This window comes from Pseudoalteromonas sp. 11L1, assembly GCF_055397545.1.
In genome coordinates, this window is record NZ_AP041141.1 from 439,271 (window position 1) to 455,162 (window position 15,892).

Genomic DNA, 15,892 nt, shown 5'->3' on the forward strand with positions numbered 1-15,892 from the left:
TAAGCAAACAAAGTGGGTGTATACCAATTCGCTGAATTAAGTATTATTGTGGATGGGTATTAAGCACCCGCAATTTGCATTTGCTCAATCAGCACTGAACCTGTTTGAATACCACCACGTCGCTCTATATCGCCACCAATAGCTGAAATACCTTTAAACATATCTCTTAAGTTACCAGCAATAGTTATTTCACTTACTGGGTACTGTATTTCACCATTTTCAACCCAAAAACCAGCTGCACCACGAGAGTAGTCACCAGTCACGGTATTTACACCCTGCCCCATAAGTTCAGTGACTAACAAACCCGTGCCCATGGTTTTCAATAGTGTAGCTAAGTCCTGATGGGTTTGCTCAACCAACCAGTTATGAATACCACCGGCATGGCCTGTTGGCGTCATATTCATTTTACGCGCTGCGTAGCTCGCTAATAAATATGTTTGCAATTCACCACCGTGTATTATTTCTCTGTCTAGAGTTTTAACCCCTTCGCTATCAAAAGGTGATGATGCTAACCCTTTTAGTAGGTGTGGGCGCTCTGAAATATTAACGGTTTTGCTGAACACTTGTGTACCTAAGCTATCCAGTAAAAAACTGGATTTACGATACAGTGCGCCACCGCCGATTGCAGACACTAAATGGCCAAACAATGAGTTAGCAATATCGGCTCTAAAAATAACCGGCACTTTCATGGTACCTAGTTTTTGACTGTTTAGTTTAGCTAGGGTTTCTGCAGCGGCTTCAAGCCCAACACTTGCAGCATCTTTTAGCCCTGCTTGATCGCGGGAAATTGTGTAGGCTGAGTCGCGCTGCATATGCTCGCCCTCTTTGCCTATTACCATAGTGCTTATGCTATGGCGTGTTCTTGGGTAGCCTGCAATTAAACCATGACTATTGCCATACACTCGCAGCCCTTGGTGTGAAGAAAAGCTAGCACCATCTGAATTCACAATTCGCTCATCCGCATTTAATGCGGCTTGCTCAGCAGCATGACATAAATCAATCCCTTGCTCAGGACTTACATCCCAAGGATGAAATAAATCTAAATCTTTAGGCGAAAACTCAAGTAATTCTTTATCAGCAATACCATTACACGGATCATCTGAGGTGAATTTAGCAATATCTATGGCTTTTTCGACCACAGATCGCAATGTTTTTGGATTTAAGTCAGCCGTAGAGGCGGAGCCTTTGTTATTACCAACATACACGCTAATACCTAAACCACCGTCTTGATTAAACTCAATGGTTTCTACCTCGCCCATACGCGTACTTACCGACAGCCCTGATGTGCTCGACATAGCAGCTTCAGCAGCAGTAGCGCCTAGTTTTTTAGCATGTTCGAGTACTTCAGAAACGGCATCTTTTACTTGAGAAATTTGCGAATATATTGGATCTTGGTGTTGGCTTTTCATAAATTCTGTCCTGAGCCCTGAAGGCCATGTTGCACACATTTTTTATATTTAAATGCTAACACACTCACTGCACCACATCAGCTAATATTAATCACTAAAAGAATCGCGTATAATAGATAAAGTTATTTTTACTTAAGAGCACCCCATGGCGAAGAAAAAAGGCAAGCCTGCTGAAATTGAAGAAGAAATTATATATGTATCAAAAAGTGAACTTAAGCGCGAAGCGCAAGAGTTTCATCAGTTAGGGTCTGAAATTGCCAAAATGGGTAAAAAGCAGCGCGAACGCTTACCGCTTAATGATGACTTAAAAGAAGCAATGGTTGTTGCCGATAAAATTAGTAATAAAAGTGATGCATACCGCCGCCACTTAAATTACATAGCAAAAACCCTTCGTACAGTAGAAAACATTGAAGAAATTAAAGCGATCATTGATGTAATGCTTAATAAAAATAACCAAGCAGAGGTTATGATCAAAAAGATTGAGCAGCTGCGCAGTGATTTAATTGAGCAAGGCGATGACTTAATCAACGAAACAATTGAACAATACCCAGCTCTTGAGCGCCAAAAAATGCGCCAACTGGTGCGTAATGCGGCCAAAGAAGTAAAAGCAGAAAAGCCTGCGAGAGGCTACAAAGAGCTATTTCAGTATTTAAAAGACGCCATAATGTAACGCAGCCACGTTACATACTAAAAAGGTGCTACGGCACCTTTTTTTGTTGTAGATCAAACCCCCTTCCCCTTTCCTTTTTTACAATACGCAGCAACTTAAAAGATAAGGTGCGCGTGATGATTAAACTTCCTCAATGGGATCAAACTTTAATAAACAAATACAATGTATCGGGCCCGCGTTACACGTCTTACCCGACTGCACTTTCGTTAGCTGACGGCTATCAGCAACAAGATTTGATTAGCGCTATTGAATCATCGCAAACCCGTGCTTTGTCTTTATATATTCACATTCCTTTTTGTAGCCAGCTTTGCTATTACTGTGGCTGTAATAAAGTCATTACTCGCCATCAATCTAAAGCTGATACCTACCTAGATTTTTTAGCTAAAGAAATCGTGGCACAAGCGCCGCTATTTCAAGATTATCGGGTCGAACAATTACATTTAGGTGGCGGTACTCCAACCTTTTTGACCGCAGCCCAAATGACTCGCTTAGTAAAGCTACTAGAGCAACACTTTAACTTTAGCGATACCTGTGAGCGCGGTATAGAAATAGACCCTCGCTCACTGGCTGACAATATGCTGATTGACTTAAGCGAGATGGGATTTAATCGTGTGTCATTTGGTATTCAAGATTTTAATGATCAAGTTCAGCTAGCTGTTAACCGCCCTCAACATGTTGATGAGGTAAAGCAGTTAATTACCCAAGCAAAACAATTAGGCTTTAAATCAATTAATGCAGATATGATTTATGGACTGCCATTACAAACACCTGAGAGTTTTAAGCAAACTATTGAGCAACTGATTGCTTTAGACCCCGACCGTGTTTCAGTATTTAACTACGCTCATTTACCTGATCGTTTTGCCGCTCAACGTAAAATAAAAGATGCTGATTTACCCAGTGCCCATAATAAGCTCACTATGTTCAAAAATACCCTAGAGCAAATGACACAGGCGGGCTATCAGTTTATAGGTATGGATCACTTTGCAAAAGTTGATAATGAATTGGCTATTGCTCAAAATAGCGGCCAACTTCATCGTAACTTTCAAGGTTACACTACCCATGGAGAATGTGATTTACTAGGCTTAGGGGTCTCATCAATATCGCAAATAGGCACAGCCATACTACAAAATAAGAAAGAGCTAAAACACTATTACCAAACAATCGATGAGCAAGCAGGCAGTGCCATTAATAAAGGCATGCATTTAACCCAAGATGACCTTATTCGAGCGGATGCAATTAAACAACTTATTTGCCAGTTTGAGCTTGATATGAGCGTATTCGCGAACAGACATAAAATCAGCTTTAATGACTACTTTAAAGATGCCTTAGAGGCACTCGCACCATTAATTGCCGATGAAATGGTAACAATAGAAAACAACCTAATTAGCGTAACACCAAAAGGGAATTTATTTATTCGTATTATTTGTATGTGCTTTGATGCGCACTTACAAAAACAAATAAATGCCACTCGCTTCTCACGGGTTATATAATTTAAAAAATAGCGCGCATAAAAAAAGCAGACCTAGGTCTGCTTTTTTTATGCTGTAAAATTTAAGTGCTAGTTAAAAACCACGTTTTCGCTGCCTTGGGCTGCTTTAAACTCAACAATAATTTTTTTACAGTCAGCTTCAATTTCATCACTCAGTGATTCTTCTGCGCGCCAGCGTGCGGTATCGTGCTTAAAAATTTCTTTTTTAGCGTACTTTTTGCGCGAATCGTGAGTTGGCATTTCTTTTACCACGTCGTACATTTTATAAATGCCTGGGTATGCAGTTGTTAAGTCACGCTCAGTATCAAAACTATATTGCGACATCAGCACCCAAATACGTAAACAGCCCTCAGAGTAATCACATTGCTTTTCATTCATCGCACGTGCAATTAAATGAATACTATCGGCTAGCTTTGCATTACGTTTTAAACGCGACTGCTTAAGTTTTTGCTGTTGCTCTGACTGTTGTTTGCTAATTAGCTTTTTTTGCACACTTAGCTTGTAGAGCAACTGACCCGCATAAAATGCCAAGCCCGCTATAATAGCAGCACCTACAACTAAGGCTAAGATCACTGCTGTACTCATTGCGTATCCTTATTACTTATCTTCGTCGTCATCTAGCCATTCATTAGCTAGGTCGTTTGATAGGTATTGATCAAAATCTGAATTACTTTCTTCATCACTGAAGTCATCTTCAAATTCTTCTTCATCTTCAATGCCTAATAACTTACACAGCACTTGGTGACGCGCTATACGGCTATTAAAGTATTTAGCATCTTTACCCGTTAGCATTTCACCTTGCTCATGACGCTCAACTAATTTAAGCAAGCGCTCATCATTTTCAAGCGCCTCTAATTCTTGCTCAGGCGTTAACTCAGGCTCAATCGCCTTTTTAAGCTCTGCTACAGGCTTAAGGTTACGTTTCATTTCGACTTTTGGTTCAGCGGCTGGGGCAACTAATGGTACTGCTTTTTTACTACCAACACGTTTGTCTTTAGCAGCCGAACCTGTTTTTTGAGTGTCATTACTCAATGCATCAGGTGCATTACGTGAACCAGGCTTAGCGCCTTTGGTTTTCTTTACACGTTGCTCTTTCAATGCACGCATTTCTTTAAGCTTATCTTGGCTTAAACGAACGGGTCCATTTGATGGAATTTTACGTGACTTTTTCTTTCTACTCATATCTTGATCGTCTCACTTAAGAGGTTTTGAGCGAGGCGCAACTCAATGGGCATCGCGATGCTGGCCTAGCCAGAAGAATTCGGTTTGCGTTTTAGAGGTTGGGTTTCTCTATATACGCCAAAGCATATTTAGATGCTTTTTTTAAACGGGGGTATTGTAACAGGACAAATAAAAAGGCGGTAGAGAAAACATCTCTACCGCCTGCTAATCTGAGCGCCATTATATGGACACTTCTCCCTTCGACTTTTTAGTCTTTATTATTTTTATTATTATTTCTTTATCCGTATTATTATTATTTATCTTCCGTGTAGCATTCCATTTTGTTTTTATTATTAAACTTCCATGAGTTTTTATTATTTTCGGTCTTTCCTGACACTTTTTTGTTATTTCCTTTAGTAGCACTCTCAATGTGCTATTTAGTCGTGCCGCGCTACGATCCTTATAACGTTTTCCTATTTGTTATTATTGTTGCGACAGGGGTTAATTTACTCGTTAATAATTTTGTTACAACTAATTTATATCTTTTTTCTTGTGTAAAACATAACAAAAAAGGTTAAAAAATATAAGTTACAATAAGTTAACTTAAAAAATAAAAATAAAATGAGACTTTTCTTACATTAAAGCATGGTCAATGTCTTACAAGTGAAGGGGCTTTATCGGTCATTTCAGAAACAAAAAAAGCAGCCAAAGCTGCTTTTTGTCTATTTAACATTGTATTATGTTAACAATATCTAAATAAATACGACTTTAGTGTAGACCACCTAGGTATTTAGATAATGTTTCAATGTCTTTATCTGTAAGTTTCTTAGCAATATCTTGCATAACACCATTTAGGTCGTTATTACGAGTGCCATCTCTGAACTGCTCAAGTTGTGACTTGATGTATTCTGGATGTTGGAAAGAAATTTTTGGGAATTTAGCTAGTGAAGAGCCATTACCACGTGGACCATGACAAGCCGCACATGATGGAATTCCGCGTTCAGCGTCACCCGCTTTGTACAACATGGCGCCTGTTTCTTGAACATCTTTAGGTGTAGCACCTTCAGACATGTTCAAAGAAGCAAAATAAGCAGATAAGTCTTTCATATCTTGATCGCTCAATGGCATTGCCATACCGCTCATTACTGGATTCATTCGACCTTCTTTACCGCCCGAAGTCATACCTAATTTAAATTCAGTAAGTTGTTTGTATATGTAATCTGCGTGTTGGCCTGCAATTTTTGGGTAGATGTTAACCGGCGCATTACCGTCTGGGCCGTGACAAGCCGCACACGTTGCTGATTTTTCTTTACCTGCGTTTACATCGCCATCAAATGCTGTTGCGTTGCTTGCTGACAACGCACCAAGCAATATAGTTAAAGATAGTGCTATTTTTTTCATGGTGAATTCTCTGTTTCCGACCCTGTATCATCTACAATATGGATGTTGTGATTTTTATATTCTACACGATATTAAATTCTCTGGCACGTTTTCTACACACATTAAACCTATAAATTATAGGGTTTTGAGTAAAATTAATCGCTAAGCCAGTTAAAATGTACCATCAGCAACGGTTTTACATGCTCAAATACACTTTTTAATAGCTACTTTATAGTATAAAATACGCGCCACGGGTGAATTTGGTTTACCCAATGTTATTTTTTTTAGTTTTAGGAGAGCCTGTGCTCAAATCTCGTATCAAGTATAACACTGCGTCTTTTGTTACAAGCGCGCCAGACATCACTAAATTACCTGCTGATACGGGAATTGAAGTCGCGTTTGCCGGTCGCTCAAATGCAGGTAAATCAAGTGCGCTTAATGCCCTTACCGATCAAAAGTTAGCACGTACTAGTAAAACACCTGGCCGTACTCAGCTGATCAACACATTTGAACTTGCCGATGTAGATAACATGCGCCTAATTGACCTACCAGGTTATGGCTTTGCCAAAGTGCCTATTGAAATGAAAAAGAAATGGCAAAAGTCGCTAGGCGAATACCTACAAAAACGTCAAAGCTTAAAAGGTATTGTGGTGTTGATGGATATTCGTCACCCATTGAAAGATTTAGACCGCGATTTAATTAATTGGGCTGTAGGTAGTGAAATTCCAGTATTGGCACTATTAACTAAAGCAGATAAGCTCAAGCAAGGTCCACGTAAATCACAGGTACTTAGTGTTCGTCGTGAATTGAGTGAATTAGATGGCGATATAACAGTTCATGCTTTTTCATCACTTAAAGGCACAGGCTTACCAGAAGTCGCTAAAAAGTTAGATGAGTGGTACTTAGGTCCAATCGTAGCAATTCCACCTGCTGACACAGAGTAATTACCCTAAATAAAACCGCTCATTCGCGGAGGTAATAAAATAGCCGAGCTCATCAGTTTCGGCTATTTCAGCCCACTGATAAAACACATTTCTGGCAACTCGCGCAAAACAACCATAGGGTAATTGCATATAAGGCACTGCAGCGGCTTTGTAATTATTAATATGTAGCAGCTCAGCACGACTTAGTAGCCAGGTACGCTGTAGGTTATCAATACAACAAATAACATCACCATCAGAGGTCGACTCACGATGCCAACTTACAATAATAAATGGCGCATCCTTAACCTCAATCGCAATTTTCTCTACTGGCGTTTTTAAATAAAACTGTCCATCTTCGCGACACAACACACTAGCAAACAGCTTTATCATGGCTTGGCGGGTAATTTCACTACCCGCATAAAACCATTTACCTTGTTCGTCAATCAGCAGTGGCAATTGCCCGCAATGAGCAGGCTGCCATTGTTCAAAAGGTTTACTTGGCTCGCTTAGTTGCTTACTAAGTTCGTTAAGAGAAATCACTGTTTTTTAAAGGTCAGTGCAAAAGTAACCGGTACCGCAGTAGCAATCGAAGGTAAGCCGGCTAGTTTTTGTAACTGCATTATCCCTTCGGTGACTTTAAAGTCATCGCTATTAATAATAATAGGCTTGAATGATGCTACGCTTAAATCCCCGTTTTCCGCACTACTAACAAGTACATCAACTGCAAGTGGCTTTTTATGACCGTGAAAGTCTAGCTCGGCGCTAACACCTTTTAATACGTACTGCCCAGGCTGCTTAATAAGTGACAATTTATCAGATAGGTCAGCGGTTAATACTGCATTTGCAAATGTGTCAGATTCAAACAAAATTTTGCTTAGGCGCTCGTTACGAATAGGAATAAACGTTTCAGCAGAGGTTAAATCAACATTTACGCTAAACTGACCTTGCTCACTCAATTGCCCTGATAACTGAGTAAAATGGCTTGCCTCAGCAATGCTATTTTTTTTAATTGAGACAAAACTTAATTGGCTTTTATCGTTGAGTAACTGCCAGTTTGCCGATGCAACACCTGAAACTAGTAAACATGATAAAGATAAACCTGCTACAGCTAACGTTTTAAACATAATGCACTCCTAAAATAAAAGATTTATACCCGAAAAAATAATACTTTGAACAGTCAAATTGAAAATCACTAATACGCTGAGGTAAAACGAAAACGCACAGTAAACTGATGGTATCACTTGAAACGCTAAGTGCAATTAGAGAATAAATTTAACGCTTTGGAGTAAAGCTATAAAAAAACGGCCCATCAAATATATGATAGGCCGATATAGCAAACTGGGGAGAAGCTATCAATACGTTGCATCTTACGATGCATCATCAACAGGATGTCCTACAGGATGAGGACGGGCGGCACTTTACCAAAAGCAAGCGTAAAAATACAAGCATATTATCGATATTCGAAGCGAATTGACGAACCTCTAACGATTTAATACAAACTGCTGTTTAATTTAACTTTTTTTTAACCTGCAAGCTAAAAGAAAAGCGCCTATTGGCGCTTTTAAATAATTCTTTTTAACTGTTGTGTTTACCTAAGACAAGGCATCCTTGGCATACCAAATTAGTGCGCTTGTTCCCAGTTATCACCTTCGTCAGCTTCAACTATAAGTGGTACATCTAGCTGTGCCGCTTGTGACATCAGCTCACAAATTTGCTGAGTGTATTGCTCAGTGCACTCTGTTTTAATCTCAAATACCAATTCATCGTGTACCTGCATAAGTAGCTTAACCGTATTAGGCGCTTGCTGGTTAACCCATGCATGTACTGTTAACATGGCTTTTTTAATAATATCGGCAGCAGTGCCTTGCATAGGGGCATTAATTGCTGCGCGCTCAGCGCCTTTGCGACGTGCTCCATTGCGGGCATTTATTTCTGGTAAATGTAAACGGCGGCCAAAAATAGTTTCTACGTAACCATTTTCTGCTGCTTTTTCACGGGTCGTTTCCATGTATTCTAAAACACCTGGGAAACGCTCAAAATATTTATCAATATAATGCTGCGCTTCATGGCGTGGTACATCAAGTTGACGTGCCAGACCAAATGCCGACATGCCATAAATTAAGCCAAAGTTAACGGCTTTAGCTTTACGGCGCATATCAGATGTAACCTCTTCAAGCTCAACTCCAAATACCTCAGCAGCTGTAGCGCTATGCACATCTAAGCCATTTGCAAAGGCATTGAGCAACCCTTTATCTTGTGAAAGATGCGCCATAATACGCAGCTCTATTTGGCTGTAATCGGCCGCCACAATTTTATATCCATCAGCAGCAATAAAGGCTTCACGAATACGGCGCCCTTCTTCTGAACGAATAGGAATATTTTGTAGGTTAGGATCGCTTGAACTTAATCGACCCGTTGCTGTTACCGCTTGATGATAAGAAGTATGCACACGCTTGGTTTGCTCATTCACGATCAGTGGCAATTTATCTGTGTAAGTTGATTTAAGCTTAGATAAACCGCGATGCTCAATAATCACTTTAGGCAATGGGTAATCGTGTGCTAATTCTTGCAGTACTTCTTCTGCTGTAGAAGGCGCGCCTTTGGGTGTTTTTTTGATAACAGGCAATTCTAGCTTTTCAAATAACAGTACTTGTAATTGCTTTGGCGAGCTTAAGTTAAACGGTTCGCCTGCGATTTCAAACGCTTCTTTTTCAAGCTCAAGTAATCGTTCACCTAAGCGTTGGCTATGCGTGGCCAACATATTGCTGTCGATAGCAACACCGGTACGCTCAATGTCAGAAATAACGCTTACTAGTGGCATTTCTATATTTTCAAACACCGATTTAAGCTTTTCATCCGCTTCAAGTTTCGGCCATAGTACTTGGTGTAAACGCAAAGTAATATCGGCATCTTCTGCGGCATAAGGCGCCGCTTTTTCAAGTTCGATTTGATTGAACGTGAGCTGTTTTTTACCTTTACCAGCAATGTCTTCAAAGCTAATATTTTTGTGGCCTAAATATTTAAGTGCTAATGAGTCCATATCATGACGAGTACCTACGCTGTTAAAAACATAAGACTCCAACATAGTATCAAACTTAATACCATTTAATTCATAGCCAGCATTGGCAAGCACACTTTTATCATATTTTAAATTTTGACCAACTTTAGCTTTATTTTCGTCAGCTAATATTGGCCCAAGCTTTTGCATCACAAATTCAAGGCTTAGCTGTTCAGGCGCACCTGGGTAATCATGTGCAACCGGTAAGTAGGCGGCTTCCCCTGCTTTTACTGCGAAACTCATACCTACCAACTGCGCTTTCATATACTCTAAACTGGTTGTTTCAGTATCAAAAGCAAATAGCTCTGCTTCATTGAGCTGCTCTATCAATGTATTAAATTGGGCCTCAGTTAAAATCGTTTCATAGTGCGCATCTTCAACTTTTGGCAACTCATTCTCTTGGGTTGGGACCGCTAAATGTGTGTCAGCATCTTTTGGATTGTCTAGTAATTCAGCTAACCAGCGACGGAATTCACACTCACCGTATAAGGCAATTAATTCGTCTTTATTCGGTGTTTGCAATTTAAAAGTATCAAGATCAGATTCAACCTCCACATCACACTTAATAGTGGCAAGTTCATAGCTTAATGGTAAATGATCAATCGCTTTTGCAAGCTTTTCACCTATTTTACCTTTGATATCAGCAGCATTATCAATTACGCCCTGAAGCGATCCGTACTTTTGTAACCATTTAACTGCAGTTTTAGGCCCGCACCCTTCAACACCAGGAATATTATCTACTTTATCGCCCATTAAGGCTAAATAATCGATAATAAGATCAGGTCCAACACCAAACTTTTCAACCACAGTGTCGGGATCTGAAATACTGTCGGTCATGGTATTGATCAAAGTAACATGCTCATTAACCAACTGCGCCATATCTTTATCGCCAGTTGATACTAATACATGGCGTTGTTGCTCAGAAGCAATGCGCGCAAATGTACCAATCACGTCATCGGCTTCTACACCTTCAATACTAATTAATGGAAAGCCCATCGCTTTAATAATGCTATGTAGCGGCGCTATTTGGGTACGCAGATCATCAGGCATTGGCGGACGATTCGCTTTATACTCGCTGTACATGTCATTTCTAAAAGTTTTACCTTTGGCATCAAACACCACCACCATATGTGAGGGATCGTATTGTTTGATCAAACTTTTCAACATGTTTACCACGCCATAAATGGCGCCAGTGGCTTCACCTTTAGAATTAGTTAAATGAGGTGGAGAATGATAAGCACGAAACAAATATGAAGAGCCATCAACAAGAATAAGCGGGTTTTCGGGGATCTGAGCCATGGTAAAATTGGATCCTAAATACAAAAAAGTAATATAAGTATAAGCATGCCATAAGGCAGTAAATAAAACGACTGTGAATTAATGTGATTAAGGGCGCTACATTTTTAGCAACTTGTGGATAACTATGTAGATAACACCCACTAACCATCCATCCGAAACATAGTAAAATGCTTAGATTAGTTTGTAATTTATTGTTTTGTTTAAAAAAAGATAATTCGAGGTTCTTTTTTATTATTCTTCTATCAATGTGGAAAAGGCATTTAAACCGTTACTGGTGTTGTAACCCACTTTGATTATTTACGTCCATTTAAATAACTGGATGAGCATTCTAGCATAATGGATCAAAGATCATAGCGATCCTTTATAATTTTTTTTACCCTTACTAGTTATCAAATGGCATATAGCGCATAACAACTTACTTTGCGGCTAAAAAACCAGCAAATAAATTTTTAGATAGGCTGATTCGTCGTGTTAAACTTTATTAAAATGACTTCAATGGAGCAAAATAATATGAAAAATATAGCGGTAATTTTAGCAGGTTGTGGCGTATTTGATGGCAGTGAAATTAATGAAGTAGTGCTTACTTTATTACACATTGAAAAAAACAACGCGAAATATCAGTGTTTTGCGCCCGATATTACGCAGTACCATACTCTTAATCACATTACTGGTGAAGAAATGGCAGAGTCGCGTAATGTATTAGTAGAATCGGCTCGAATCACCCGTGGCAATATAAAGTCACTCGCTGAATTAGACATTACACAATTTGACGCTTTAATTATTCCTGGCGGCTTTGGTGTAGCTAAAAACTTATCTGACTTTGCTATTAATGGCACTAACGCGAAAGTAAATGACGAAGTACTGAGCGCTTGTAAAGCATTTGCAAAAGCAAATAAAGCCACCGGTTATATGTGTATTGCACCCGCTTTATTGCCATTCATTTATAATAAACCACAGCTCACTATTGGTAATGATAGCGACACGGCCGATGCTTTAACCACATTAGGCGCTGAGCATATTGAGTGTAAAGTGGATGATATTGTTATTGATAAAAATAATAAGCTGGTTACAACACCTGCTTATATGTTGGCACAATCAATTATGGATGCCGATGCAGGAATCGAAAAACTAGTACGTAACGTATTGGCTATGAGTTAGTCGTAAGGATTCTGATCGCATTTAGATGTCTAATGATCCCGTTTTATTTTGGTAATTTATTGAGTTAAGACAATCATTAGTCGTATTTATAAATAAAATCGACTCTGAGCATTTTATAAATCACTGAGTGGAGTTATAATTGGTCTAAATTCCGTCATTTAAAATCGTGATTGATCACGTTCAAATTGAAGTGGGCAAGGCAAAATGAAAAAACTATCAGCTGCAGCATTACTTGTGCTAGCAACCACCGCATACGCACAGCCATATGATAACTCTATGACTGAAGATGCAATTAAAAAACGTTTAGCGCCTATTGGTGCTGTTTACCTTGAAGGTGAGAAAGTAGCGGTTGCTGCACCAACAGGTCCTCGTTCAGGCGAGCAAGTATATCAAGCAGCCTGTTTTGCTTGTCACGGCACAGGTGCTTTAGGCGCTCCTAAATCAGCTGACGATTGGGCTCCTCGTATCGCTAAAGGAAAAGACACCTTATTAGATCATGCGATCAATGGCTTTAATGCCATGCCACCGCGTGGAACGTGTATGGATTGTTCTGATGATGAAATAAGCGCAGCAATCGATTTCATGACCGCTAACTAAAATTAGCCAAGTCAAAATGCTTTAAATAAAAGGTTTACGTTTTAGTAAGCCTTTTTTGTTTCTAATTCATGAGTTTTAGCTACATAATTAAGAAAAATATCTACTTGACGCAAAATGTTAAAAGTGGAACTATAATGATTAATAACTATACAAAAAATTATAACTGGTTAAACATCATTGGAAGATAAACTTATTGTACCTAATAGCGTAGTGCGCCAAAATAAACGACTAAAAGCACTATTAAAAAAGTACAAACATGCCTACCACCTCCACAATGCCCTGATACAATTATCAGAGCAAGCAAGTACTGTTGCCGAGCTAACCTTACTTTACCCTGCTATTCATGACATTTTACAAAAGTATGTTCCGAGTAAAAGCTTTTATGTGGTGCTGGTTGATCCCCAATCACAACAGTTAGAATTATCTTATTTTTCTGATGAAAAAGATGGCATTGCAGTACCACTTAATCGAGATAATAATTTTGAAGAAGGCGCAACGGGTTATGTCTTCAAGCAAGGGAAAACCACTTACTTTACCAAACAGCAAATGCATGATGCTGCCCAGAAAGGCTTATTTAAAGCATTGGGTACACCTGCAGAACACTGGGTAGGCGTTCCCGTTTATCAAGAAAGAAACATTATTGGTGTGTTAGCCGCGCAAAGTTACGACACAGAACAAGGTTACAGTTCTCAACAAATAAACCTGCTTGAGGCCATGTCACTCTATTTAGCCACCGCAATTGAACGGGTTAAAAAACGAGAGTTACTCGAATCAGAAGTAAAATTAAGAACCCGAGCATTAACGCAAAGTAATGACGCTTTAAATGTTGAAATACAACAGCGAAAAGGTGCCCTGCAACGCCAGCAAATATTATTCAAAATTTCAGAGCTGACAACCCAAGCCAAAAATTTAGATGATGCTTATTTTCAAATACACGAAATAATAAAAACCATTACTTACGCAAAAAACCTTTATATTGCCTTGTATGATAAAGAATCAGGTTGGATCAGTTTTCCCTACAGTGTTGATGAATTCCAAGGCAGCACTCAACCACGGCGCTTTGCAAAAGGCTACAGTGAACTGGTTATAAGCACCGAAGAAACACAAATAATTCATCCGAAAAGAGCACAAGAGTTATTAAATAGTGGCATTGTAGAGCGTGAAAAACCAATTGATGAATCCAAGAGAGCCACCAGCTGGCTAGGCGCTCCGCTAAAAACTTCGCAAGGCGTTATAGGGTTAATTGTTTGCCAAGCTTATAATAATGAACACCTTTTTACACATGATGATGCAGAGCTAATCACCTTTGTATCGCATCAAATTGCCACGGTATTACAAACAAAATTAGCTTCACAGGCACTAAAAAAGAGCCACCAAGAACTTGCCTCACGAGTTAATGAAAAAACTAAAGAATTGAGCCAAGCAAATTTACATTTGCAAATGCAAATTGATGAACGTAAAAAAATAGAACAACAACTTTATCACGATGCTCACCATGACTCACTAACAGGCTTACCAAATCGGAATTTATTTTTAACTCAACTAGAAAAAACCCTGCAATATTATCAACGCAATCCAAATGAGCACTTTGCTGTATTGTTTATTGACCTTGATAAGTTTAAAGATATCAATGATCAGCTCGGGCATCATGCCGGTGATGAGTTTTTAATTAGTGTTAGTAAATTATTCTCACAATGTATTCGTGAACATGACTTATTAGCGCGTTTAGGCGGAGATGAGTTTGTAGTATTACTGACCCACCTGACTGAGCCAAACCAGGCAGAAGATGTTGCCAATCGCATAATTAAAATTATGCAAAAGCCGTTTTGTACTAAAGGCGTGTGTGTACAAAGTGGCGCCAGTATTGGGATTACCTATTCAAAGCAAAGCTATAAACATACCGATGAAATCATTCGCGACGCCGATGCTGCTATGTATTATGCTAAAAATTCAGGTAAAAACCGCTTTGAGTTATTTCATCCACTGCTCACTGAGCCTATGTTGCAACATGAGTCACAAACATTGCATCACCTTGATGTATTGCCTATGACGTTTCGTAGCTCAGATATTATCACCTTGGATGAGCATTATCAGAGTGCATCGTTATTTGAGGCTTTTGGTGAACACCCAGTCCTTGGCTTTACCAGTTTTGATATTTTAAAGAAATTTGCGAATGATAAAGAACAACATACCAAAGTTGAACTACAACTCATCCAACAAGCTTATCAACAAGCACAAAATGCAGAAATAGCCGTTGCGCTATTGCCTTGCTCCAGTTTACTGTTAGAAGAGCATGAATTTTCTTTACTAAAAGCGACACTAAAACAACCGGTAAACAATGAACAGCTTTGCTTGTTGTTTGATGAGCAGGAGCTGCGTTATGCCAGCGCACAGCAATTAGAGAACTTAAAACAGCTTAAAAAACTCGGTCATTCGATTGGCTTAAACAATTTCGCAAAAGACAAATGCGAGCTTAATTTGGTGACTGAAGTAGAGTGTGATTATTTACTCCTTAGCTCCACCTTCAGTAAACGAGTATTACAACAAGAAAGCTACGATTTACAGTTGCAGGGGGTGTTGGCTATTACTAAGCTTAAACAGATAAAAGTGATAGCTAAAGGCCCATCAATATTAAACTTTAGAGCTCTTTTGGATAAACACGGCATAAACCTATTCGTTGCTAAACAGCACCCACTAACCAGCGCTATACCAGCTACACTTAAAAACTCAGAATTAAAATAGCGCTAA

13 protein-coding genes are annotated in these 15,892 nt (G+C 39.1%); 6 read left to right on the forward strand and 7 right to left on the reverse strand.

From position 1 onward, the window contains the following. Positions 1-59: 59 nt before the first annotated feature. Positions 60-1,409, reverse strand: coding sequence for a metalloprotease PmbA (gene pmbA, locus ACZ5WS_RS02085; RefSeq protein ID WP_138569778.1), 1,350 nt, complete (start codon positions 1,407-1,409; stop codon positions 60-62). Between the two features lie 145 nt (positions 1,410-1,554). On the opposite strand from pmbA, the gene yjgA reads away from it, so the two are divergent. Both yjgA and hemN read left to right on the forward strand, forming a co-directional pair. Next, complete coding sequence (gene yjgA / locus ACZ5WS_RS02090; protein WP_010390384.1) at positions 1,555-2,079, forward strand: ribosome biogenesis factor YjgA; 525 nt, start codon at positions 1,555-1,557, stop codon at positions 2,077-2,079. A 116-nt stretch (positions 2,080-2,195) separates the two neighbouring features. After that, positions 2,196-3,569, forward strand: a complete 1,374-nt coding sequence (gene hemN / locus ACZ5WS_RS02095; RefSeq protein WP_010390381.1) for an oxygen-independent coproporphyrinogen III oxidase — start codon at positions 2,196-2,198, stop codon at positions 3,567-3,569. Positions 3,570-3,637: 68 nt separating this feature from the next. Here the strand turns inward: hemN and ACZ5WS_RS02100 are convergent, their stop codons facing one another. The 3 genes from ACZ5WS_RS02100 to ACZ5WS_RS02110 form a co-directional block, all read right to left on the reverse strand. Then, positions 3,638-4,153, reverse strand: a complete 516-nt coding sequence (locus ACZ5WS_RS02100) for a DUF2489 domain-containing protein (protein WP_464710387.1) — start codon at positions 4,151-4,153, stop codon at positions 3,638-3,640. Positions 4,154-4,165: 12 nt separating this feature from the next. Then, the gene (gene yihI, locus ACZ5WS_RS02105) at positions 4,166-4,750 is read right to left on the reverse strand and encodes a Der GTPase-activating protein YihI (protein ID WP_008112715.1); all 585 of its coding nucleotides are present in this window, start codon (positions 4,748-4,750) and stop codon (positions 4,166-4,168) included. Between the two features lie 747 nt (positions 4,751-5,497). Further along, positions 5,498-6,130 carry a c-type cytochrome gene (locus tag ACZ5WS_RS02110; protein ID WP_008112717.1) on the reverse strand — a complete coding sequence of 211 codons (633 nt, stop codon included), beginning with the start codon at positions 6,128-6,130 and terminating at the stop codon, positions 5,498-5,500. A 281-nt stretch (positions 6,131-6,411) separates the two neighbouring features. Between ACZ5WS_RS02110 and yihA the strand changes: the two genes are divergently transcribed. After that, positions 6,412-7,053, forward strand: a complete 642-nt coding sequence (yihA, locus tag ACZ5WS_RS02115; RefSeq protein WP_138607234.1) for a ribosome biogenesis GTP-binding protein YihA/YsxC — start codon at positions 6,412-6,414, stop codon at positions 7,051-7,053. Here yihA and ACZ5WS_RS02120 read toward each other — a convergent pair whose 3' ends face one another. From ACZ5WS_RS02120 to polA, 3 genes are all read right to left on the reverse strand, one after another. After that, complete coding sequence (locus ACZ5WS_RS02120) at positions 7,054-7,572, reverse strand: DUF1285 domain-containing protein (RefSeq protein WP_178954684.1); 519 nt, start codon at positions 7,570-7,572, stop codon at positions 7,054-7,056. Next, on the reverse strand, positions 7,569-8,156 hold the full coding sequence (locus ACZ5WS_RS02125) for a YceI family protein (RefSeq protein WP_010390366.1): 588 nt from the start codon (positions 8,154-8,156) through the stop codon (positions 7,569-7,571). The genes ACZ5WS_RS02120 and ACZ5WS_RS02125 overlap by 4 nt, the downstream gene beginning before the upstream one ends. Positions 8,157-8,653: 497 nt before the next feature. Beyond that, on the reverse strand, positions 8,654-11,389 hold the full coding sequence (gene polA / locus ACZ5WS_RS02130; protein WP_109875472.1) for a DNA polymerase I: 2,736 nt from the start codon (positions 11,387-11,389) through the stop codon (positions 8,654-8,656). A 510-nt stretch (positions 11,390-11,899) separates the two neighbouring features. Here polA and elbB point away from each other — a divergent pair. The 3 genes from elbB (at position 11,900) to ACZ5WS_RS02145 (ending at position 15,886) form a co-directional block, all read left to right on the forward strand. After that, positions 11,900-12,547 (forward strand): isoprenoid biosynthesis glyoxalase ElbB, encoded by a 648-nt coding sequence (gene elbB / locus ACZ5WS_RS02135; RefSeq protein WP_171039614.1) that lies wholly within the window; start codon positions 11,900-11,902, stop codon positions 12,545-12,547. A gap of 204 nt (positions 12,548-12,751) precedes the next feature. Further along, on the forward strand, positions 12,752-13,144 hold the full coding sequence (locus ACZ5WS_RS02140) for a c-type cytochrome (protein WP_008112730.1): 393 nt from the start codon (positions 12,752-12,754) through the stop codon (positions 13,142-13,144). Between the two features lie 177 nt (positions 13,145-13,321). Further along, a complete protein-coding gene (locus ACZ5WS_RS02145; protein ID WP_464710395.1) occupies positions 13,322-15,886 on the forward strand; it encodes a diguanylate cyclase domain-containing protein in 2,565 nt (854 codons plus the stop codon). Positions 15,887-15,892 lie beyond the last annotated feature (6 nt).